This is a genomic window from Aeromonas sp. QDB17 (assembly GCF_027705305.1).
GTDB lineage: Bacteria > Pseudomonadota > Gammaproteobacteria > Enterobacterales > Aeromonadaceae > Aeromonas > Aeromonas caviae.
This window is the reverse complement of record NZ_JAPDBP010000009.1, coordinates 49,157-69,823: the sequence shown is the minus strand read 5'-3', so window position 1 is coordinate 69,823 and position 20,667 is coordinate 49,157. Positions and strand designations below refer to the sequence as shown.

At 64.6% G+C, this 20,667-nt stretch carries 18 protein-coding genes; 14 read left to right on the top strand and 4 right to left on the bottom strand.

Features of this window, described 5'->3' with window-relative positions; all coding sequences use genetic code 11:
• Positions 1–4: 4 nt before the first annotated feature.
• On the bottom strand, positions 5–970 hold the full coding sequence (gene zntB, locus OKC41_RS09600) for a zinc transporter ZntB (RefSeq protein ID WP_171865294.1): 966 nt from the start codon (positions 968–970) through the stop codon (positions 5–7).
• Between the two features lie 131 nt (positions 971–1,101).
• On the opposite strand from zntB, the gene OKC41_RS09595 reads away from it, so the two are divergent.
• The 3 genes from OKC41_RS09595 to OKC41_RS09585 all read left to right on the top strand — a co-directional run bounded on the left by OKC41_RS09595 (position 1,102) and on the right by OKC41_RS09585 (position 2,551).
• Positions 1,102–1,554 carry a YaiI/YqxD family protein gene (locus OKC41_RS09595; protein WP_201894582.1) on the top strand — a complete coding sequence of 151 codons (453 nt, stop codon included), beginning with the start codon at positions 1,102–1,104 and terminating at the stop codon, positions 1,552–1,554.
• Positions 1,555–1,675: 121 nt separating this feature from the next.
• On the top strand, positions 1,676–1,945 hold the full coding sequence (locus OKC41_RS09590; protein WP_010672753.1) for a PepSY domain-containing protein: 270 nt from the start codon (positions 1,676–1,678) through the stop codon (positions 1,943–1,945).
• Between the two features lie 48 nt (positions 1,946–1,993).
• Positions 1,994–2,551, top strand: coding sequence for a cytochrome b/b6 domain-containing protein (locus OKC41_RS09585; protein ID WP_041214375.1), 558 nt, complete (start codon positions 1,994–1,996; stop codon positions 2,549–2,551).
• A gap of 108 nt (positions 2,552–2,659) precedes the next feature.
• Here the strand turns inward: OKC41_RS09585 and OKC41_RS09580 are convergent, their stop codons facing one another.
• Positions 2,660–3,865, bottom strand: a complete 1,206-nt coding sequence (locus OKC41_RS09580) for a NupC/NupG family nucleoside CNT transporter (protein ID WP_041214374.1) — start codon at positions 3,863–3,865, stop codon at positions 2,660–2,662.
• Between the two features lie 527 nt (positions 3,866–4,392).
• Between OKC41_RS09580 and dbpA the strand changes: the two genes are divergently transcribed.
• Both dbpA and OKC41_RS09570 read left to right on the top strand, forming a co-directional pair.
• A complete protein-coding gene (dbpA, locus tag OKC41_RS09575; protein WP_042882046.1) occupies positions 4,393–5,772 on the top strand; it encodes an ATP-dependent RNA helicase DbpA in 1,380 nt (459 codons plus the stop codon).
• A gap of 85 nt (positions 5,773–5,857) precedes the next feature.
• Complete coding sequence (locus tag OKC41_RS09570; RefSeq protein ID WP_039039772.1) at positions 5,858–6,148, top strand: YkgJ family cysteine cluster protein; 291 nt, start codon at positions 5,858–5,860, stop codon at positions 6,146–6,148.
• A gap of 9 nt (positions 6,149–6,157) precedes the next feature.
• Here OKC41_RS09570 and OKC41_RS09565 read toward each other — a convergent pair whose 3' ends face one another.
• The gene (locus OKC41_RS09565; RefSeq protein ID WP_029313610.1) at positions 6,158–6,580 is read right to left on the bottom strand and encodes a hypothetical protein; all 423 of its coding nucleotides are present in this window, start codon (positions 6,578–6,580) and stop codon (positions 6,158–6,160) included.
• 255 nt (positions 6,581–6,835) lie between these two features.
• On the opposite strand from OKC41_RS09565, the gene OKC41_RS09560 reads away from it, so the two are divergent.
• Complete coding sequence (locus OKC41_RS09560) at positions 6,836–8,230, top strand: PepSY domain-containing protein (RefSeq protein ID WP_010672746.1); 1,395 nt, start codon at positions 6,836–6,838, stop codon at positions 8,228–8,230.
• Positions 8,231–8,435: 205 nt separating this feature from the next.
• Here OKC41_RS09560 and OKC41_RS09555 read toward each other — a convergent pair whose 3' ends face one another.
• Entirely contained in the window at positions 8,436–9,341 is a 906-nt protein-coding gene (locus OKC41_RS09555) for a 1,4-dihydroxy-2-naphthoate polyprenyltransferase (protein WP_201894581.1), read from the bottom strand.
• A gap of 210 nt (positions 9,342–9,551) precedes the next feature.
• Between OKC41_RS09555 and OKC41_RS09550 the strand changes: the two genes are divergently transcribed.
• The 8 genes from OKC41_RS09550 to OKC41_RS09515 all read left to right on the top strand — a co-directional run bounded on the left by OKC41_RS09550 (position 9,552) and on the right by OKC41_RS09515 (position 20,621).
• Positions 9,552–10,883, top strand: coding sequence for an isochorismate synthase MenF (locus OKC41_RS09550; RefSeq protein ID WP_183149242.1), 1,332 nt, complete (start codon positions 9,552–9,554; stop codon positions 10,881–10,883).
• A 33-nt stretch (positions 10,884–10,916) separates the two neighbouring features.
• Positions 10,917–12,662, top strand: coding sequence for a 2-succinyl-5-enolpyruvyl-6-hydroxy-3-cyclohexene-1-carboxylic-acid synthase (menD, locus tag OKC41_RS09545; protein ID WP_201894579.1), 1,746 nt, complete (start codon positions 10,917–10,919; stop codon positions 12,660–12,662).
• Entirely contained in the window at positions 12,652–13,416 is a 765-nt protein-coding gene (menH, locus tag OKC41_RS09540; RefSeq protein WP_201894578.1) for a 2-succinyl-6-hydroxy-2,4-cyclohexadiene-1-carboxylate synthase, read from the top strand. Before menD ends, menH begins: the two co-directional genes overlap by 11 nt.
• Positions 13,417–13,420: 4 nt before the next feature.
• Entirely contained in the window at positions 13,421–14,269 is an 849-nt protein-coding gene (menB, locus tag OKC41_RS09535; RefSeq protein WP_010672740.1) for a 1,4-dihydroxy-2-naphthoyl-CoA synthase, read from the top strand.
• A complete protein-coding gene (gene menC, locus OKC41_RS09530; protein ID WP_041212276.1) occupies positions 14,269–15,198 on the top strand; it encodes an o-succinylbenzoate synthase in 930 nt (309 codons plus the stop codon). The genes menB and menC overlap by 1 nt, the downstream gene beginning before the upstream one ends.
• A 3-nt stretch (positions 15,199–15,201) precedes the next feature.
• Positions 15,202–16,602, top strand: a complete 1,401-nt coding sequence (locus OKC41_RS09525) for an AMP-binding protein (protein ID WP_201894577.1) — start codon at positions 15,202–15,204, stop codon at positions 16,600–16,602.
• A gap of 176 nt (positions 16,603–16,778) precedes the next feature.
• Complete coding sequence (locus OKC41_RS09520; RefSeq protein ID WP_139699972.1) at positions 16,779–19,526, top strand: collagenase; 2,748 nt, start codon at positions 16,779–16,781, stop codon at positions 19,524–19,526.
• Between the two features lie 156 nt (positions 19,527–19,682).
• Positions 19,683–20,621, top strand: a complete 939-nt coding sequence (locus OKC41_RS09515) for a vancomycin high temperature exclusion protein (RefSeq protein WP_029313601.1) — start codon at positions 19,683–19,685, stop codon at positions 20,619–20,621.
• The last annotated feature ends 46 nt before the right edge of the window (positions 20,622–20,667 follow it).

Here is a 20,667-nt window from a genome sequence, read left to right as displayed (position 1 = left end):
CTCCTTACCACCAGCGCCTGTGCTTGAGCCAGACCGCCAGTCCGGTCGCCAGCACCAGCAGGAAGCCACAGAACACCCAGAAGGCGGTCGGACTCTCGGCCCCGGGGATCCCCCCCAGGTTGATGCCGAACAGGCCGGTCAGGAAGCTGGCGGGCAGGAACAGCAGCGCCATCACCGACATCTGGTAGGCACGGCGGTTGGTCGCCTCCGCCATCAGGTTGTTGATCTCGTCCGCCAGCACGGCGGTGCGCGCCACCCCGGCATCCAGATCGTCGAGCCAGCGCCGCAAGCGGTCGGCGATGTCGAGCAGGCGTCGCCTGTCATCTTCGTCCAGCCAGCTGATCTTCTCGTTGGCCAGGCGCGCCACCAGATCCCGCTGGGGGGAGAGGTAGCGACGGATCATGATGAGCTGCTTGCGGATGCGCGCAAGCCGACCGTTGGCGGGCAGGTCGCGCATCAGCACCATCTCCTCCAGATCCAGGATCTGGTCGTGCAGCTCCTCGACGAACTCCCCGGCCCGGTCGGTCAGGGCGTCGCATATCTCCACCAGCCAGTCGGCGGGTGTGTCGGCGCCGCCCCCCAGCGACAGCTGCTCGAACACATCTTTCTCGGAGAGCAGCGGACGGCGACGGCTGCTGATGATGAGATCCGGCGTGATGAAGATCCGCAGGGCCACCATCTCTTCAGGCCTGTGATCCTTGTTGTGGTTGATGCCGCGCAGGATCAGCAGCACCGTCTCCCCCATCCGCACCAGCTTGGGACGATTGCTCTGGCCGAGCAGGGCCTCCCGGGCCGCCTCCCCCAGCAGCGGCGTCTGCAGCAGCCAGCGCGCCGACTCCGGGTTGCCGTAGTCCAGATGCAGCCAGCCGGGCTGAGCACCGGGGATCTCGCTACCTTCGGCCAGCGGGGTCATGCCCCCCTTGCCGTCCAGGGTCAGGCCATAAATCACGTCACCGGGCACCCGATCCATCTCGTCTCCTTCTCGTTTCATGTGCAGGCCCCAGCTTACACCAAAGGCGGGGACGACTCAGCCCCGGGGCAGCCGCCCCGCACCAGCCATGCTAAGATGCGCCACCCGTTCCAGACACAGGAAGCCATGCCATGCCCATCTGGGTTGATGCCGATGCCTGCCCCATCCCGGTCAAGGAGCTCCTCTACCGCGCCGCCCACCGCGCCCAGGTGGTGACCACGCTAGTGGCCAACCAGGGACTCAGAGTCCCCCCCTCCCCCTTCATCAAGACCCAGCAGGTGGAGAAGGGCTTCGATGTGGCAGATCATGTCATCGCCCAGCAGGTCAAGCCCGGCGACCTGGTGATCACCGGCGACATTCCCCTCGCCTCCTGGGTCATCGACGCCGGGGGCGAGGCGCTCAATCCCCGGGGCGAGATCTACACCCGGGAGACCATCCAGGCACGGCTCGGGATGCGCAACTTCATGGAGGAGCTGCGCTCTGCCGGCGTCCAGACCGGTGGCCCTGCGCCCTTCAACGCCGCCGACAAGCAGCGCTTCGCCAATGCGCTGGACAAGTGGTTGGTCAGGGGCAAGCTGAGCTGATCACCCTCTCCCCGGTCCACCGCCGGGGAGAGCCATTCATTTCCCTTTTCCCTTAATTCTTCCTTAATGCTCCTTGATTAGCCTTGCGACTGTTGACCCAACCACCCGCAAGGAGCAAGCAATGAAACTGACCCCCCTGTTGTTACTGATCCCCCTGTTGAGCGGCGCAGCCCTGGCCGACCCCCAATGCACCCAGGCCGACAAGAGCAAGTGGATGAGCGAAGCCGACGCCCAGCAGCAGATCAAGGCGATGGGTTACGACATCAAGAAGTTCAAGGCCACCAAGACCGGCTGCTACGAGATCTACGGCTGGGACAAGGAGAAGCGCAAGGTCGAGATCTACTTCGACCCGACCGACCTGAAAAAGGTGAAAGAAGAGATCGACGAGTAACGCCGCCCCGGGCCGGTCTTCCCCCGGCCCCCACCATGGAGCCTTGCCATGACACCTGCCTCTGAAGTGAAAGTCTGGGATCCCCTCATCCGGGTGTTTCACTGGGCGACCGTCACCCTCTGCCTGCTCAACTTCTTCGTGCTGGAAGAGGGCAGCAAACCCCACAGATATGCTGGCTACGCGGTGGGCATTCTGCTCATCATCCGCCTGCTGTGGGGGCTGGTCGGCCCCTATTACGCCCGCTTCGGCCAGTGGTGGCCAACCCCTGCCCGGGTCCGCTACTACCTGCGCCAGCTCGCCCAGGGGCGCCACCCCTACTACCTCGGCCACAATCCGGTCGGCTCCCTGATGATCTGGTTGCTGCTGCTGTCCCTGGTCGGGACCGTCGTCACCGGCTGGCTCACCACCTGGGATGCCTTCTGGGGCGAGGAGTGGCTGGAGGAGCTGCACGGCATCATCGCCAACACCCTGATGGCCGCCGTTGGCGTCCATGCGGCCGTGGTACTCCTGACCGATCGCCTCACCCGCAGCGATCTGGTCCGCGCCATGGTGCTGGGCAAAAAGCGGGTCCCCGCCAACATCAAGGTGGAAGACCCCCGCGCTTGATGGCCGGGCTGCCGACCAGTCCCCTCCTCTGTTCACCCGCTCATCTGCCCAAAAAAACGACCCCCTGCCAAGGCAGGGGGTCGTCATGAGCAGCGCGGGGGGGAGGACCTAGATCATCACACCGGCGATAACGGCGGAAAGCAGGCTCACCAGGGTGGAGCCATAGACCAGCTTCAGACCGAAGCGGGAGACCATGTTGCCCTTCTCTTCGTTGAGCGCCTTCACCGCACCGGCGATGATGCCGATGGAGCTGAAGTTGGCGAACGACACCATGAAGATGGAGAGGATGCCGACGGTGCGCGGGGAGAGCTCGGCGGCAATCTTGCCCAGATCCATCATGGCCACGAACTCGTTGGTCACCAGCTTGGTCGCCATGATGGAGCCGGCCTGCAGCGCTTCACTGCCCGGGATGCCCAGGATCCAGGCAACGGGATAGAAGATGTAGCCCATGACGTGCTGGAAGTTGACGCCGAACGCCGCCTCGAACAGGTAGTTGATGAGGGCGATCAGGGCGATGAAGCCCACCAGCATGGCACCGACGATCACCGCCACGGTGAAACCGGCCATGATGTATTCCCCCAGCATCTCGAAGAAGTTCTCCTTCTTCGGCGTGTGGTGCTCGTCACCCTCGGCCAGCGCCTTGGCATCGGTCACGGTGTTGTCGGGCTCGTAGGGGTTGATGAGGGAGAGCACCACGAAGGTGCTGAACATGTTGAGCACCAGCGCGGCCACCACGTAGCGCGGCTCGATCAGCTGCATGTAGGCACCGACGATGGACATGGAGACGGTGGACATGGCCGTCGCCGCCAGGGTGTACATCTGCTTCTCGTTCAGGTGCGGCAGTATGTTCTTGAGGGCGATGAAGTTCTCGGACTGACCGACGATCATGGAGCTGATGGCGTTGAAGGACTCCAGCTTGCCCATGCCGTTGATCCTGGCCAGCACGGTGCCGATGCCACGAATGACGATGGGCAGCAGACGGATGTACTGCAAAATGCCGATCAACACGGAGATGAAGACGATGGGCATCAGCACCATCAGGAAGAAGGAGAAGGCCCCTTCGTTGACCAGACCGCCGAACACGAAGTCGGTCCCCTGCTTGGCAAACTCCATCAGCTTGGTGAAGCCGGCTGCAAAGCCACCCACCACCGCCAGACCCACTTCGGAGTTGAGCATGAACCAGGCGAGCGCCAGCTCGACCACCAGCAGCTGGCCGATGTAACGCAGCTTGATCTGTTTCCAGTTGCGGCGGTTTGCCAGCAACGCCAATGCCAGGACCATCACGAGTCCGAGCACGAAGTGAACGTATTCCATACCAGTAGCACCCATTGAATTGTTATTTTTGACCGGCGCCATCATAAAGAACTGCATATTTAAAAATCAGAGAATCATCACAATCCGCGGTAAAAATATGCATGCGAAATAATACAAACGTTTTTAAATTAATTGCCAAGACACACGATTATTAATCGTTAATGGCTGAGATCAAAAATAAATCAAAAACAATAAGTTATGCTATTTCGTTAAATTTATTCCTCATTCGTATATAGATTGAATAACGACCATATCCCATATGACATCCTCCGATGACTCATCATCACCAGGACATGTTTAATTAAAAACGTTTTCTCGCCATTCATCATGATCTGGCCATGACCACCCTGTTCCATTGTGATCTTTTTACATACCGCAAGCCCGCCAACGCAGACAGAAGCCTCCATCGGCAACCCATGACGCCAACCGTTCAAATATTCACCGCATCCGGCGGCACATTCTGGTATGATGCGCCCCCTTGCGCACCGCGCACCCCCATTTCTGGTTTTCCGACATAGAGTCCTTTTGTGAACAACAGCGAATTTAGCAGCCTGAACCTCTCCTCCGCCCTGCAGGACAACCTCGCCAGCCTGGGCTATCTGCAGATGACCCCGATCCAGGCCCAGAGCCTGCCCCTGGTGCTCGACGGCAAAGATTTGATCGCCAAGGCGAAAACCGGCAGCGGCAAGACCGCGGCCTTCGGCCTGGGTCTGCTGGCCAAGCTGGACGTCAACCGGCTGGCCGTGCAGGCGCTGGTGCTCTGTCCGACCCGCGAGCTGGCGGATCAGGTGGCCACCGAGATCCGCCGTCTTGCCCGTACCCTGCCCAACGTCAAGCTGGTGACCCTGTGCGGCGGCACCCCGACCGCACCGCAATCCGCCACCCTGGGCTTTGGCGCCCACATCGCCGTCGGCACCCCGGGCCGGATCCTCAAGCACCTGGAGCAGGGCACCCTTGCGCTCGACGACCTCAAGACGCTGGTGCTGGACGAAGCGGATCGCATGCTGGACATGGGCTTTGGTGAAGAGATCAACCGGGTCATCAGCCACGCCCCGCGTGACCGGCAAACCCTGCTCTTCTCCGCCACCTATCCGGAAGGGATCGCCCAGATGAGCCGCGGCGTGCAGCGCAACCCGGTGGAGGTGAGCGTGGAGTCCCTGCATGAAGAGAGCGCCATCGAACAGAAGCTGTATGAAGTGCCGGCCGGCCAGCGCCTCGATGCCCTCACCTGGCTGCTCAGCCACTACCAACCGGGCTCCTGCGTGGTGTTCTGCAACACCAAGCGCGCCTGCAACGACGTGGCCGATCACCTGGCCGCCAAGGGCTTCTCGGCGCTGGCGCTGAACGGTGACCTGGAACAGCGTGAGCGGGATCAGGTGCTGGTGCGCTTCGCCAACGGCAGCGCCACCATACTGGTGGCTACCGACGTGGCGGCCCGCGGCCTCGACATCAAGGAGCTGGGCGCCGTCATCAACTACGAGCTGACCTACGACCCCGAGGTGCACGTGCACCGCATCGGCCGTACCGGCCGCGCTGGCCAGCAGGGCCTGGCCCTGAGCCTCTACCAGCCGAACGAGGCCCAGCGCGTCAACTTCATTGAGGAGTACCAGCAGGCCCCCATTCCCCAGGGCGACCTGGCCGGGATCGGCCGCGACATCAAGCCGATCGCGCCGCAGATGGTGACCCTCTCCATCGATGCGGGCCGCAAGAGCAAGGTGCGTGCCGGTGACATCCTCGGCGCCCTGACCGGCGAAGGCGGCATTGCCGGGGCCGATGTGGGCAAGATCCAGATTTCCGAGCAGTACTCCTACGTGGCGGTGAAGCGCCAGGTGGCGAGCGCCGCCCTCAAGCGGTTGCAGGAAGGCAAGATCAAGGGGCGCAGCTACCGTGCCCGCAAACTGGGCTAAGGTATTTCACACGCCCGGCCAGACCACAGGCGCCTCACAGGCGCCTGTTTCATATCATTCGCCGCCATGCGGCAAGACAGGTGACATGACCCAAGCAATCCAGAGCGATGTGAGCTGCCAGAACTGCGAAGCCTGCTGCTGCCGCCTCGAGGTGATGCTCTTCACCGACACCGGCGTGCCGGACCGCTATATCGAGGAACGGGAAGGAGAAGTGCCCGTGATGCACAGACTGGAAGATGGCTGGTGCGCCGCCCTCGACCGCAACACCATGATGTGTCGCATCTACGAGGTGCGGCCGCTTATCTGCCGTGAATTCGAGATGGGGGAGCCCGACTGCCTCGACGAGCGGGACAAGTGGTTCATCAGGCTGGAGTAACCGGGATGTTCAACCCGTGCTGACGTGGATCTCCGTGCCTTGCAGCCCCTCGAGGCGCTGTGTCAGCCAGTGGATGGCCTGCGCTTCCTCCTCGAAATAGCGCACCTCCTGAAAGGGAAGCTCGCTGAAGACGTGATCCGCCAGATAACGTTTGAAATCCCCGATCATGACCACCGCCAGAAAGGCGCAGCCATGGGTGGCGCACCAGTTGAACTGGCGACGAAAACGGGCCAGCACCTCGGGGCCGGCGGCCTCGAACTCGGTCGCGACCTCGACGATGCCCCAGGGGGCTCCCTGCAAACGGCTTATCTGCTGGCTGAACTTGCCCTCATAGGCCATGGCGCCTGCCAGGTTGAAAGGGCCGCTCGGCCGACAGATCAGCAATTGCCCTTGTCGCTGCATCTCAAAATGGCCGTGTGCTTGCACGTTCACCTCCTGCCTTGAGTCCTTCGCTGCGGCTGATATGCCCTGTGTTGCCACAAAGTAAGAATTTATCCCCGAAAAGTCCATGAAGCTCCCCGCATTGTGAACGGAAAGCGCCATTCACCCCCCGTTTTTACCCCAGTGGCGGAATGTACATTTCTTCGACATGTTCTGTTGCAGTTAACAAAACGTTGCTGCTATTATCCGCGCCACTCAAAACATTCCACCTACTGAAACCTTTTGGCGTTCACCCAGGGATCAACGATGAAGCAACAAGACGCAAGTTATTACCAACGGATCTGGCGCTGGCATTTCTATGCCGGTCTCTTCGTCGCCCCCTTCCTGATCCTGCTCTCCCTCACCGGCATCGTCTATCTGTTCAAACCGCAGCTGGACAACCTGCTCTACCCCCAGCTGATGAAGGTGACGCCCGCCACCCAGACCCTGAGTGCCGACCAGCTGCTGGCCAAGGCAACCATCGCCATGCCGGACGCCAGCCTGCGCAAATACCTGCCCCCGGTGGCAGCGGACGCGAGCGCCCAGATAGTCGTGATGCGTGAAGGGCAGGAGCTGACCCTCTTCATGGATCCCGCGAACGGCGCCCTGCTCGGTACCATGGACAACAAGTGGAACCTGCAGGCGGTGGCGCGCGCTCTCCATGCGGAGCTGATGCTTGGCACCACGGGAGATCGCCTGATCGAGCTGGCCGCAGGCTGGGGAATCGTGCTCCTCGTCAGCGGACTCTATCTCTGGTGGCCCCGCAAGGGACCGGGTGTGGGGGGCATCCTCTGGCCGAGAATGCACCAGCGCGGCCGTCTCTGGTGGCGTGATCTGCACGCCGTGGTCGGCTTCTGGGGCGCAGGTTTCCTGCTGCTGCTGCTGCTGACGGGCATGACCTGGACCGGTTTCTGGGGCGGCCAGTTCGCCGATGTCTGGAACCGCTTCCCTGCGGCCATGTGGAACGAGGTGCCCAAGTCGGCTCCCCTCACCCGCAGCCTCAACCAGGCTCACGAACAGACCGTCTCCTGGGGGGCCGAGACCCTGCCCATGCCGAGCTCCCAACCCACGGCAGAGAGCCATGATCACAGCGCCATGACCCATGGCGGCGGACACGAGGGCATGGTCATGGCCAGCCATCGCATTCCGCTGCAACAGGTGGTCGACATCGCCAACGAGCGGGGGGTCAGCCCGGGTTACAGCATCACCCCCCCGGTCGGTGAAACCGGCGTCTATACCATCGCCATCTTTGCCGATGATCCCCGCAACGACGCCACCCTGCACATCGACCAATACAGCGGCAAGGTGCTGGTCGACGTGCGCTGGCAGGATTACGGCCCGGTCGCCAAGACGGTGGAAACCGGCGTCATGCTGCACATGGGCAAGCTCTACGGCTGGCCGCACCAGCTCGTCATGCTGCTCATCTGCCTGATGATTCTGGCAAGCTCGGTGAGCGGGCTCTGGATCTGGTGGAGCCGCCGTCCCAGTGGTCGCCTCGCCGCCCCGCCCCTGCCCGCCAAGCTGCCTCCCATGGGCGGTGCCATCGCGGTGCTGGTCGTGCTCGGGATCTGCTTCCCGCTGGTGGGGGCCTCCATGGTTGCCATCTGGCTGCTGGACAGTCTCTTCTTCTCTCGCCGCACGGCCGTGGCCCAGGCAAGCTGACCCGTCAGGGGCAAGCCCGCCTCATGCACACGAGGGCTCCCTGTCGGGGGCCCTCGTCGTCTGCATCACCTGGCATCATCCTTCGCCTGGCGGCATGCTCCTCCCCTTTCGATCATCACATCGGTCTGATGACCAACAACGCATCGACACATCAGCAAAAAGGGCTCCCGTTCGGGAGCCCTTTTCATTGCCAAACGCGTCGGCCTCAGGTGAGCGCCAGCCCGGCGGAGAGCAGCAGGCTGAACAGAAATGCGCTGATGGCGGTCTTCTTGAGGGCGCCGGTCAGCACCTCGCCATCGAAACTCTCTCGCAGGGTACGGGCGGCATCGGTGAGGGGCTTCATGGCGGGCAGGAAGATCCAGGGCCAGAGGCTCGCAGGCTGGGTCAGCAGGAAGACGATGGTCGCCAGCAGCGCCGCCCCCAGCAAGACCCAGTGATAGGCGATGGCCCGGTTGCGGCCAAGGCGCACCGCCAGGGTGATCTTGCCGCTGGCGGCATCGGTCTCGATGTCCCGCACGTTGTTGATGTTGAGCACGGCAGTCGCCAGCAGGCCGCAGGCGGTGGCAGGCAGCAACAGGTCCCACTCCAGGCGATGGGTGAAGAGGTAGTAGGAACCGAGCACCCCCAGCAGGCCGAAGAACAGGAATACCGAGATGTCCCCAAAGCCGCGATAGCCGTAGGGGCTCTTGCCCACCGTGTAGGTGATGGCCGCGACGATGGCCGCTCCCCCCAGCAGGATGAACGTCAGGATCTGCTGCCACGCCTCCCCGAAGGCGCAGATCAGCAGGGAGAGGCCGCTCACCACGGCCGCCAGGGCGGTCAGCCCCATGGCCACACACATCTGGTGCCGGGTGATGAGGCCGGAAACCACGGCGCGCTGGGGACCGATCCGCTCCCCGTTGTCGGCACCGGAGACCGCATCCCCATAGTCGTTGGCAAGATTGGAGAGAATTTGCAGCAGGATGGCGGTCAGCAGGGAGAGCCCCATGATGGTGCCGTCGAACGCTCCCCGGCTGGCTGCCAGCCCCGAGCCCAGCAAGATGGAGGAGCACGCCAGGGGCAGTGTTCGCAAACGCGCCGCCAGCAACCAAACAGAGAAGGTATTTGTCATATTGTGATGGCCAAACAATCAGATATTGATCGTGTTAAGGGTTATCGAACCGGATTTAGGTATACTTGGCTGCGCGGGGGCGTCGGTTCCCCCGGGCAATTTACATGGACGAATGGGCAGATAATATATAGGAAATCGTCGCCCTTTGGCATCAACCTGCGCCATCCTCCCCCGGAGCGATCGCGATTATCCGGCTCAGACTAGACATCCATGTTGGCTCAGACCCACCTCAAGCAACAACTGGACGCCCTGCGTCACAGCACTGTCAGCGGTTTCGTGCGACTGCGCGTGGCCGCTCACGTCGACGTCTTTCCCGGCTGGTTGGCGGCCCAGACGCTCTACCCCCGCATCTATTGGCACGCCAGAGGGCAACAGAGCCCGGAGTACGTGGCGCTTGGCGCCATCCACGAGCTGACGCGGCCGGAGGATATCCAGCGGGTCTGCGACCTTGCCGGCACGGCCAGTGAAGACAGCCCTCGCTACTACGGTGGCCTGGCGTTCGACCCGGATCTGCCCGGCTGGCAGGGTTTTGGCCCCTGCCGCTTCGTGCTGCCCCGTATCGAACTGGTACGCCGGGGGGAGTGCACCAGCCTCTGCCTCAATCTCTGGCTGCCTGCCCGGGAAGAGGGTCACGCATTCGAAGCCGAACTCTGCGCCGCCGAGGCGGCGCTCGATGCCCTGCAACCCGAGGCACCCCTGCCCGCCCTGCAAAAGCGGCCATGGCAGCGCCAGGACCTGCCGGGCCCTGCCCAGTGGCGGACCCTGGTGGAGCAGGTCACGGCCCCCGACTTCCAGGCCCGCACCCCCAAGGTGGTGCTGTCGCGGGAGAGCCTCCTCCAGAGCGAGGCGCACGATGCGCCCCTCTGCCCCTGGTCCCTGCTGACACAGTGGGCCCGCCACGCCCAGGAGTGCTTCCACTTCGGCTTTCAGTTCTCACCCGAGCAGAGCTTCATCTCCTGCTCCCCCGAGCGCCTCTACCGCCGGGAGAAGGGCCACCTCTTTACCGAGGCGCTGGCAGGCACCATTCGCCGTTCCGGGGATGAGGCGACCGACGCGGCCCTGGCCGCCGAGCTGCTGGCCGACAGCAAGAACCGGCTGGAGAACCGGCTGGTTCACGCCGACATTCTCAGCCGCCTGGCCCCCCTCACGACCGATGCCACCCTGACCGAGCCGCGCATTCTGAAATTGCGGCTGCTGCAACACCTCAAGTGCGACATCGAGGCAGAGCTCAAACCCGGCGTCTGCGACTGGCAACTGCTGGCTGCCCTGCACCCCACTCCCGCCGTGGGGGGCGCCCCCCGCGAGGCAGCGCTCGCTTTCATCCGTGAATGCGAGCCCCATGATCGCGGCTGGTATGCCGGTGCCTGCGGCATGCTGAGCCGGGAGACCTCGGAGTTCTCCGTCGCCATTCGCAGCGCCCGGATCAGGGGCCCGCGCATCAGCCTGTTCGCCGGTGCCGGCATAGTGGCGGGATCGGAGCCCGCCGCCGAATGGGCCGAACTCGACAACAAGATCGCCAACGTGCTCTCCCTGCTGGGATAGCGTTTCTCACCGACTCCTCACTGCGAGAGCTTCATGTCCGCCAGCCACGTGTCCGCGCATCACGCCTTTGCCAGCCATCACGCCACCTTCAACCATGTCTGGTCCTCCCTCTTGCTGGAAGAGCTCTTTCGCCTCGGCGTGCGCGACATCGCTCTGGCCTCCGGCTCCCGCTCGGCGCCGCTCACCATGGCCGCCGCAGCCCACCCGGGCTTTCGCCGCCATCTGCACTTCGACGAGCGGGGTCTGGGCTTCATGGCGTTGGGGCTGGCCAAGGGGAGCGGCCGCCCGGTGGCGGTGATCATGACCTCGGGCACCGCGGTGGCCAACCTCTGGCCCGCGGTGGCGGAAGCCCAGCTCACCGGGGTCCCGCTCATCATTCTCTCTGCCGACAGGCCACCCGAGCTCATCGACAACGGGGCCAACCAGGCCATCGATCAGCCGGGGATCTTCGGTCGCTACCCCGTCTATCAGCAAAATCTGCCGAGCCCCACTCCCGCCATTCCGGCGGCCTTCGTGCTGAGCTCGGTGGATCAGGCCCTGGCCCGACAGGCGCACACCCCGGGGCCGGTGCACTTCAACTGCATGTACCCCGAGCCCCTCTACCCCGGCGACCACTATCTGGACTTTTCCTATTACCTGGCGCCCCTCGGCGACTGGCTGCACTCGGCCAAGCCCTGGAGCCCCTGGCTGGTGGGCGAGCCGGGCTGCCCCGCCCAGCCGGACTGGGAGGAGCTGAAGGGCAAGCGCGGTGTCATCGTCGCCGGACGCATCCAGGATCCGGTGCAAGGCAAGGCGGTGGCCGAGCTGGCCGACCGCCTCGGCTGGCCCCTGCTGGCAGATCTGCAAAGCCAGATCCGCTTCGATGATCGCAACCTTGTCCACACGGATCTCGCCCTGCAACACAGCGACTTCGTGGCCGAGCTGGCCCGCGCCGAGGTCCTGCTGCAATTCGGCGCCCGCCTCATCTCCAAGCGCCTCGGCCAGTTCATCAAACAACACCCCTGGCAGGATTACTGGCTGGTGGACCCGCAGCCGGCACGCCTCGACCCCGACTACCGGCTGCGCCGTCGCCTGGTGTGCGACCCCGCCGCCTTTGCGGCCGCCCATCCAATCCCCCATTCGCAGCAGCCCTGGCACCAGTTGGCCGCGCGCCAGCAGGCCATCAGCCAGCAGATCCGCACCGCCTGTGATCGCTTCTCGGAGCTCGGGGTGTGCCATCGCCTGAATCAGCTGATCCAGGGTCAGTTGTTCGTCGGCAACAGCATGCCGGCCCGGCTGATGGACATGCTGGGCGAGGTGGGCAAGGGCCCCAGCCGGGTGATGACCAACCGCGGCGCCTCCGGCATCGATGGCCTTATCGCCACCGCATACGGCTTCGCACAGTCGGTCCCGCCTGACAGTCGCGAGCCCACCACCCTGCTGCTCGGGGATCTCAGCGCCCTGCACGATCTCAACAGCCTGGCGCTGCTCGGCAAGGGGAGCCGCCCCCTGGTGGTGATCCTGCTCAACAACGACGGCGGCAGCATCTTCCGCATGCTGCCTGTGCCCACCCAGGACGCCCTGCTGGAGACCTACTACTGCCTGCCCCACGGCCTGCACTTCGAGCACGCCGCCGCCATGTTCGGCCTGCACTACCGGGCCCCCACCACCCTCGACGCATTTGAGCGGGACTATGCCGCAGCCCTGAAAAACGGGGTAACCCTGATTGAAATCAAGGTACCGAGCAGTGAAGTCGCCGAGGATCTCAAGGCACTGGGAGCCGCTATCCGTGGTCTCTGATCCCGCCGTGCCGCTGGTGCTGCTGCACGGTCTGCTGGGGGACGCCGACGACTGGCGACCTGTCATCCAGGCCCTGCCCGGCGTCCCGTGCCATGCCCTGGATCTGCCGGGCCACGGCCGCAACCGGGCACTGCGGGTGAGCGGCTTTGACGAGGCCCATCGCTGGCTCTGCGACGAGCTGGCCGCACGGGATATCGCCCACTACCTGCTGGTGGGGTATTCGCTGGGGGGGCGGCTCGCGCTTCATCACGCCAGCCACTCCCCGGCGGGGTTGCAGGCCCTGCTGCTGGAGAACTGCCACCCCGGGCTGCCTGCCGGTGAACGTCCGGCCCGCATCGCTCACGATGAAGCCTGGGCCCGGCGTTTCGAGTGCGAGCCCCTGACCCGGGTGCTTGCCGACTGGTACCGCCAGGGCGTCTTCGCCGACCTGGACGACGATGCCCGCACCCGCCAGGCCGCACGCCGCCTTGGCAACGACGGCAAGGCCGTGGCCGCCATGCTGAGGGCCACGTCCCTGGGACGGCAGCCGGATCTCGCCCCCTGGCTTCGGGATACCCGGCTGCCGGTGCAGTGGGTCTCCGGCAACCGGGATCACAAATTCCATGCCCTCGCTTGCCAGTTGGTAAAGCAAGGCTGCAATATCAAACACTTGGCTCTGGATGGCGGACACAATCTGCACACAAGCCAGCCCGATACCTTTGCCCGGCTCCTGCAGGAGTGGGCTCACCAACCAGAAGAGAAGATCCATGATTGAAGCAATGACGGAAGCCGAGCTCTATGCCCCTGTCGAGTGGCACGACTGCTCCGCCGGTTACGAGGACATCCTCTATCACAAGTCCCCAGAGGGCATTGCCAAGATCACCATCAACCGTCCCCAGGTGCGCAACGCCTTCCGCCCCCGTACCGTGAAAGAGATGCTGCAAGCCCTGGCCGATGCCCGCTACGACGACAAGGTCGGCTCCATCATCCTCACCGGCTTCGGCGAGAAGGCCTTCTGCGCCGGCGGCGACCAGAAGATCCGCGGCGACTACGGTGGTTACAAGGACGATGAAGGCACCCATCACCTCAACGTGCTCGACTTCCAGCGTGACATCCGTACCTGCCCCAAACCCGTGGTGGCCATGGTGGCTGGCTACGCCGTCGGTGGCGGCCACGTGCTGCACATGATGTGCGACCTGACCATCGCCGCCGACAACGCCCAGTTCGGCCAGACCGGCCCCAAGGTGGGCTCCTTCGACGGCGGCTGGGGCGCCTCCTACATGGCCCGCATCGTCGGCCAGAAGAAGGCTCGGGAGATCTGGTTCCTCTGCCGCCTCTACGACGCCAAACAGGCCCTCGACATGGGGCTGGTCAACACCGTCGTGCCCCTGGCCGAGCTGGAGCGTGAAACCGTGCGCTGGTGCCGCGAGATGCTGCAACACAGCCCCATGGCCCTGCGCTGCCTGAAGGCGGCCCTCAACGCCGACTGCGACGGCCAGGCCGGTTTGCAGGAGCTGGCAGGCAATGCCACCATGCTGTTCTACATGACCGAAGAGGGTCAGGAAGGGCGCAACGCATTCAACGAGAAACGCCGTCCCGACTTCTCCAAATACAAGCGGAATCCCTGATGACACTCGCCCTCTACCGCTACCAACTGCCCTTTACCCAGCCCCTGGCCTTTCACGGTCAGTTGCAGGTAGCGCGCGAGGGCCTGCTGGTACGCATTGATGATGGCTGGGGGGAGATAGCCCCCCTGCCAGGATTTTCCAAAGAGACCCTGGCCGACGCCCAGGCCGAGGCCCTCGACTGTCTGGCGCAGCTGGCGCGGGGACAGACCCCGACGCCACAGCTGCCCTCGGTGCAGTTCGGGCTCGACTGCGCCCGTCGTAGCTGGCCCGAGCAGGGTGCCCCCCTGCCCGAGCCCTATCCGCTGATCCAGGGCTCCCCCCAGGAGCTGCTCAAGAACTGGAAGCAGTGGCTGCACGAGACCCCCCTCAAGGCCAAGCTGAAGGTAGCCCGCTACCCCATGCGCGACGAGCTGGCGCTGATCCGGCTGCTGCTCGATCGGCGCCCCAACCTCAAACTGGTCCTGGACGCCAACCAGGGCTGGACCCGCGAGGAGGCCTGGGCCTTCTGCGGCCACCTGGATCCGAATCGCATCGAATACCTCGAAGATCTGTGCGCCGACTTCGAGGACATCGCCTTCGTCGCCAGCCGCACCGGCATGCCGGTGGCGCTGGACGAACTGCTGGCCCAGGGCAAGCCCTGGGAGCCCATCCCGCAACTGCGCGCCCTGGTGCTCAAGCCGACCCTGCTCGGCGCCCTGGCCAACAGCGAGGCCCTGGTGGCCCGCGCTCGCGAACTGAAACTCAAGGTGATCGTCTCCTCCTGTTTCGAGTCCGGTCTCGGCCTCGGTCAGCTCGCCCGCCTCGCGGGGGAGTGGGCGCCGGATCAGGCCCCTGGCCTCGATACCCGCCGCTGGCTGGCCAGGGATCTGCTGGATAAGCAGGGGCAACCCGATCCGGGCAGGATGGACCCCCTGTTTCACCGTGACTGATCCATGGTGACCCGTCAGATCCCACGGCAGGAAACCTGCCCGGTACGACGCTGGGCGACACTGGCCCCTCATCGCATTGCCATCCACAGCGGGGAGCCTCTTAGCTACCAGCGCCTCGACCTGCGCCTCAACAGCCTGTGCAATCAGCTCGCCCGGGCCGGGCTGGAGCCGGGAGATCATCTCGCCGCCGTGGTGCGCGGCGCTCTGGAGGATGTGTTGCTGGCCTGGGCCTGCGTGCGCAGCGGCATCGTCTTCTGCCCCCTCAATCCCGCCTTTCCGGCAACCAGACACAGCGAACTGGCGAGCCAGCTCGAGGCCCGGGCATTCTGGTCGGCAGGCGAGATCCCGGCGGGCGACTGGCAAGCCCTCAGCCTCGACTTCACGGGCGAGCTGGCCGCAGATGGGGAGTTCCCGCTGGTACCCGACCAGCCGAACAACATGATCCTCACCTCGGGATCCAGCGGTACCCCCAAGGCGGTGGTCCACCGCCTCGCCAACCACCTCGCTTCGGCCCGGGGTTCCGCCACCCTGATCCCCCTGGACGAAGCCTGCGGCTGGCTGCTCTCCCTGCCGCTGTTTCACGTCGGCGGTTACGCCATCCTGTTCCGGGTCTTCCTGGCGGGAGCCGCCCTGGTGCTGGACGATCGCACCCGGCCCCTCAAGGCGCGGCTCGAGGATCAGACCATCACCCACCTCTCGCTGGTGCCGACCCAGCTCTGGCGCCTGCTGGCACAGGGGTTCGACCCATCCCGCACCCGGGTGCGAGAGCTGCTGCTCGGGGGCGCCGCCATCCCGGCGCCCCTGGTCAACCGGCTGACCGCTCTGGGGCTGGAGCCCAAGGTGAGCTATGGCCTCTCCGAGATGGGCAGCCAGGTCTGCACCGGGCAACCCTGCGCCGCCGGCGTGGTGGGCCGCCCGCTGCCGGGGCGGGAGGTCTGCATCCGCCAGGGGGAGATCTGCGTGCGCGGTGAGACCCTGTTTGCCGGCTATTTCAGGGAAGGCGAGCTGGTGCGCCCCCTCGATGAAGAGGGCTGGTTCCACACCCGGGACAAGGGCCGCCTCACTCCGGGGGGCGATCTGGTGGTGGAGGGGCGGCTCGACAACCTCTTCATCTCGGGGGGGGAGAACATCCAGCCCGAGACCATAGAGCAGCGGCTGGTGGATCACCCCGCCGTGGCCCAGGCCCTGGTGGTGCCGGTGCCGAGCGACGAGTGGGGGCATAGGCCCGCCGCCTTCATCGACTGGCATGGCGAACCTGTCCCCCCTGCCGAACTGGCCGCCTGGATCAGGCTGTCGTTACCCGGCTTCATGGTGCCGGACCAGTGGCATCCCTGGCCGGATCTCGGCGGCAATCTGAAACCCTCCCGCACCCTGCTCGCCCGCAGCTTGCGACAAGAGGAGTGACGCCTCCCCCATATGGGGCGGAGTCCTTGCTATCAACACAGCCCCCTTTGGGGCTGTTTTTATGTTGTTTGCTCCCGAATGCATCATCTCGCTGCGCCATCTGGTCAATTGATATTCCTTTGGAGCCCAATACCCTCTCTGGTCCCCACGCCTCTCCATCCACCAAAGGGATCATGATGAAGCACCTCTCTCCCCGGCTGCTGCTCCTGGCAGCCCCAGGCCTGCTCGCCACCTCGGCGCTGGCCGACTACTCCCCCTCCGACTGGCAACAGTATCAACTCAAAGGCGAATCCAGCCGTCAGCTGGGGGATCGTCTCACCGAAGTGACCTTTGAACTGAGCGCCCGCAGCGGCGACGCCCCTTATCAGCAGTTGAGGGTGTATCGCCGCTTCGACTGGAGTGATGCCAACCTGGCTGCGCTGGCAGAGCAGCAGTGCGGCGAGCCGCAACTCAAGATCGAGCAGGGCTGGCAGATCCGCTACCTCAGCTGTGAAGAGGTGGTACCGGCCGGCAAGGCCGTCCCGGCCAGCAGCTATGACTATGGCTACGGCATGAAGCAGGGCCGCTGGGAGCCGCTGGCGGGCACCCCGACCGCGCCGCGTCAGGATCGTCTGCCGCTGGCTGAACGGGTCATCCTGGGTCACAGCGAGCAGGAGCTGGATCGCTGCGAGCTCAACGCCGAAGGTCGCTGCGCCGAGCAGGCATGGCAGTACCAGCCGCAAAACTGGCAGCAATTGAAGGTGCTGGAAGAGACCCCCAATGAACGGGATGGCCGCCTCGAGCAGATCTTCTTCCGCCTGCAGCCCATCGCGGGCAGCCAGGCCGCCAAGCAGGTGAGCGAGTTGCACGTCTGGCGCCAGTACACCTGGTTGCTGGACGAGATCAAGGCCCAGCAGGAGTGCGATGAACCCCAGACCCGTCAGGAAGGGGACAAGACCATCAGCTACCGGGTGTGCCGTCAGACCCTGCCCGCCGGCAGCGAAGTGCAGGTGATCTTGAAGGACACCGGCTATCAATACCCGGTGGGGGGCAGCGAATGGCAGACCCTGCCGGAAACAACCGAGTGGCAGGAGAGCCGGGTACTCAACCGCCCCATCGTGCTGGCCATCAAGGAAGAGCAGATCGACTGTCGCCGTGCCGACGGCCGCGCCTGCTCCGAGCCGGATCTGCCGGGCACCGAACTGCTGGACGCCGAAGCGGCCAAGATAGTAAAGGATGCCAGTGGCCAGCCCGCACCGGTCTGGCAGGAGAACTATGGTCACGATGACACCAAGCTGCTGGCCGTGTCCCGCGGCATCCAGCGCCTGCTGGCGGCCAATCAGCCGGCTCATCCGGCCATGAAGCTGCTGCTGGAATACGTGCGTGCCCACAACTACCACAACTACGGCAAGCACAAGGAAGACGGCCCGGCCGCCGCCGAGGCGCTGGCCGAGGCATTGACCGCGCTCGGTGCCCATCCGCTGCTCTTCCCGGAGCAACCCACCGATGAGGTGGGCTCCGTGATCGGTGCCTGGAGCATCGCCCTGCACGGTCAGTTCAAGAGCCCGGCAGTGCAGAGCCGCTTTGGCACTCTGCTCGGCGAGTTCAACCAGATGCTGGCCTACAGCACCCGCCATGCCAGCGAGATCAACGGTCAGCACGCCTGGGCAACCGGCCTGTTCGATCTGCTCAACTTCCTCGACTTCGCCAGCGACTACAGCGACCCCTTCGCCAACGACTTCCGAGCGCAGGATGGCGAGCTGCGCAAGCAGCTGCACGCCCTCGGCATGAGCGAGCTCGCGTTGTGGCAAGGAAGGGATGGCGCCGATCTGTTCCTGCTCAACAACGTGCTGGATGCCTACACCCGTCTCTACCGGGTCGCCCGCTATACCCGCCCGGACGAGCTCGACGGCTACCGCAAGCTGCTGGATGACTCCGTCATCGCCCTCGTTCGCCACCACGACCTGATCCCCGGTGGCCAGCAGAGCCAGGATCTGCTGGAAGACATGTCACTGACCCTCTCCACCTACTACCTGACCTACACGGACCGCACCAGCGAAGCCTGCATCAGCGGTGACTTCGCCGGGCTCTGCACCCCTGTCCGGGTGGAGGACGTGCTGCCCTTCGAGCACACCTGCTCGCCGACCCTGCGCCTGCGGGCCCAGGATCTGACCATGGCTCAGGCCGAGGGGATCTGCCGTGAACTGGGTGCCGAAGAGCAGCAGTTCCACCAGCAGATGGAGACCGGCTGGCAGCCGGTGGCGGACGATCACAACGAGGCGCTGGAACTGGTGGTCTTCAACTCCTCCGCCGACTGGAAACGCTACGGCAGTGCCCTGTTCGGCGGCGTCTCCACCGACAACGGCGGCATCTACCTCGAAGGGGATCCGGCTCGCCCCGGCAACCAGGCCCGCTTCTTCGCCTACGAGGCGGAGTGGAAGCGCCCTGCATTCCAGGTGTGGAACCTGCGCCACGAGTACGTGCACTACCTGGACGGCCGCTTCAACCAGTACGGCAGCTTCGGCCACTACCCGCTCAACCGCACCACCTGGTGGTCGGAAGGGCTGGCGGAGTTCGTCGCCCACGGCCAGTGCTTCGCCCGCGGCCTGGACAACGTCGCCGGCCGCCCGGCCAGCGATCGTCCGACCCTGGCCGACATCCTGCATCTGGATTACGACAAGGGCGGCGAGATGGTCTACTCCTGGTCCTACACCGTGCACCGCTTCCTGAACGAGACCGGTCGCGGCGCCAGCTGGCTGGCCATGGCCCAGGCCCTGCGCAACCCGGATCAGCAGCAGGCCATGAGCGCCTTCGAAGCCGAGCTGGACCAGCTGATTGCCAATGACAGCGAGGCCTACCAGCAGTGGCTCGGCCGCGAGCTGCTGCCCTGGTGGGAAGCCAGCAAGGACTCCGACGAGTGCAAGGCCAACGACTCTTCCCACTGAGAACGAGACGGCTATGACAAGGGGCGGCCATGGCCGCCCCTTGTTTATGGCGCCGTTTGATAAGCCCGGGATCCTGGCGCGCGCTGCGACAACCTCTGCCCGAGTGAGCCCCTGCGCCGCCATCAAACCTGACGCGCCACAACAACTTGTAATAGAATGACCCCCTGTCTTCTCTTACTTCAGACCCGAACCGCACCGCGCATGAAGAAGTTTGCCAAGATCCTGCTCGCCTGCCTCTGCCTGTTGCTGGCCTCCATCGCCGCCCTGCTTGGCTACAGCGAGTGGACCGTCTCGGACGCCCGTCACTACACCTACGACGACGTCAACGCGGTGCCCTACAACCGGGTCGCCCTGGTGCTCGGCACCTCCAAATACCTGATTGGCGGCAGCCCGAACCACTACTTCAAATACCGGATCAAGGCCGCCGCCGAGCTCTACAACAACGGCAAGGTGGACTACATCCTGGTCTCCGGCGACAACGCCACCGTGCAGTACAACGAACCGCGCCAAATGCGGCGGGCCCTGATCCAGGCCGGCATCCCGGCCAACGCCATCTACAGCGACTACGCCGGCTTTCGGACCCTGGACTCCATCGTGCGTGCCAAGGAGGTGTTCGGTCAGGCCCACTTCACCGTGGTCTCCCAGGCCTTTCACAACGAGCGTGCCATCTTCATCGCCCGCCATTTCGGCATCGAGGCGGTCGGCTTCAACGCCGTGGATCCCAGCGCCTATCAGGGCATCAAGACCCGGGTGCGCGAGGTGTTCGCCCGCCTGATGGGGCTGCTCGACCTCTACGTGCTGGACAAGGGTCCCAAGTTCCTCGGCGAGCCCATCGTCATCGGCGGCCCGGTCCCCTGCCAGGCGTTGAGCACCATAGGGGCAAGCCAGCCCTGCCTGCCCATTGCACCGCCCCCTCATCAGCCGAAAGCCAAGCAGGCAGCGGCCGTGAGCGCGGCAACCGCCACCAGTGCAGCGGCTGCAACCAGCAGTGCCTTGGCCACCAGCGCCGCCGTGCCGAGCGAAGCTACGCCCGTGGATAATCCGGCTGCCGCCAGCGCGGCAACGTCAACCGGCAGCACACTGACCCCTCAATAGCAGAGACCCGCCAACAGGCGGGTCTCTTTCATCAGGTGAAATGGGT

Coding starts and splice junctions, on each gene's coding strand:
- menC (WP_041212276.1), top strand. CDS start 14,269: ATGACACTCGCCCTCTACCGCTACCAACTGCCCTTTACCCAGCCCCTG.
- OKC41_RS09570 (WP_039039772.1), top strand. CDS start 5,858: ATGACCCAAGCAATCCAGAGCGATGTGAGCTGCCAGAACTGCGAAGCC.
- OKC41_RS09525 (WP_201894577.1), top strand. CDS start 15,202: ATGGTGACCCGTCAGATCCCACGGCAGGAAACCTGCCCGGTACGACGC.
- menD (WP_201894579.1), top strand. CDS start 10,917: ATGTCCGCCAGCCACGTGTCCGCGCATCACGCCTTTGCCAGCCATCAC.
- OKC41_RS09550 (WP_183149242.1), top strand. CDS start 9,552: ATGTTGGCTCAGACCCACCTCAAGCAACAACTGGACGCCCTGCGTCAC.
- zntB (WP_171865294.1), bottom strand. CDS start 970: ATGGATCGGGTGCCCGGTGACGTGATTTATGGCCTGACCCTGGACGGC.
- OKC41_RS09595 (WP_201894582.1), top strand. CDS start 1,102: ATGCCCATCTGGGTTGATGCCGATGCCTGCCCCATCCCGGTCAAGGAG.
- OKC41_RS09520 (WP_139699972.1), top strand. CDS start 16,779: ATGAAGCACCTCTCTCCCCGGCTGCTGCTCCTGGCAGCCCCAGGCCTG.
- menB (WP_010672740.1), top strand. CDS start 13,421: ATGACGGAAGCCGAGCTCTATGCCCCTGTCGAGTGGCACGACTGCTCC.
- OKC41_RS09585 (WP_041214375.1), top strand. CDS start 1,994: ATGACACCTGCCTCTGAAGTGAAAGTCTGGGATCCCCTCATCCGGGTG.
- OKC41_RS09590 (WP_010672753.1), top strand. CDS start 1,676: ATGAAACTGACCCCCCTGTTGTTACTGATCCCCCTGTTGAGCGGCGCA.
- OKC41_RS09555 (WP_201894581.1), bottom strand. CDS start 9,341: ATGACAAATACCTTCTCTGTTTGGTTGCTGGCGGCGCGTTTGCGAACA.
- OKC41_RS09580 (WP_041214374.1), bottom strand. CDS start 3,865: ATGGAATACGTTCACTTCGTGCTCGGACTCGTGATGGTCCTGGCATTG.
- OKC41_RS09560 (WP_010672746.1), top strand. CDS start 6,836: ATGAAGCAACAAGACGCAAGTTATTACCAACGGATCTGGCGCTGGCAT.
- OKC41_RS09515 (WP_029313601.1), top strand. CDS start 19,683: ATGACCCCCTGTCTTCTCTTACTTCAGACCCGAACCGCACCGCGCATG.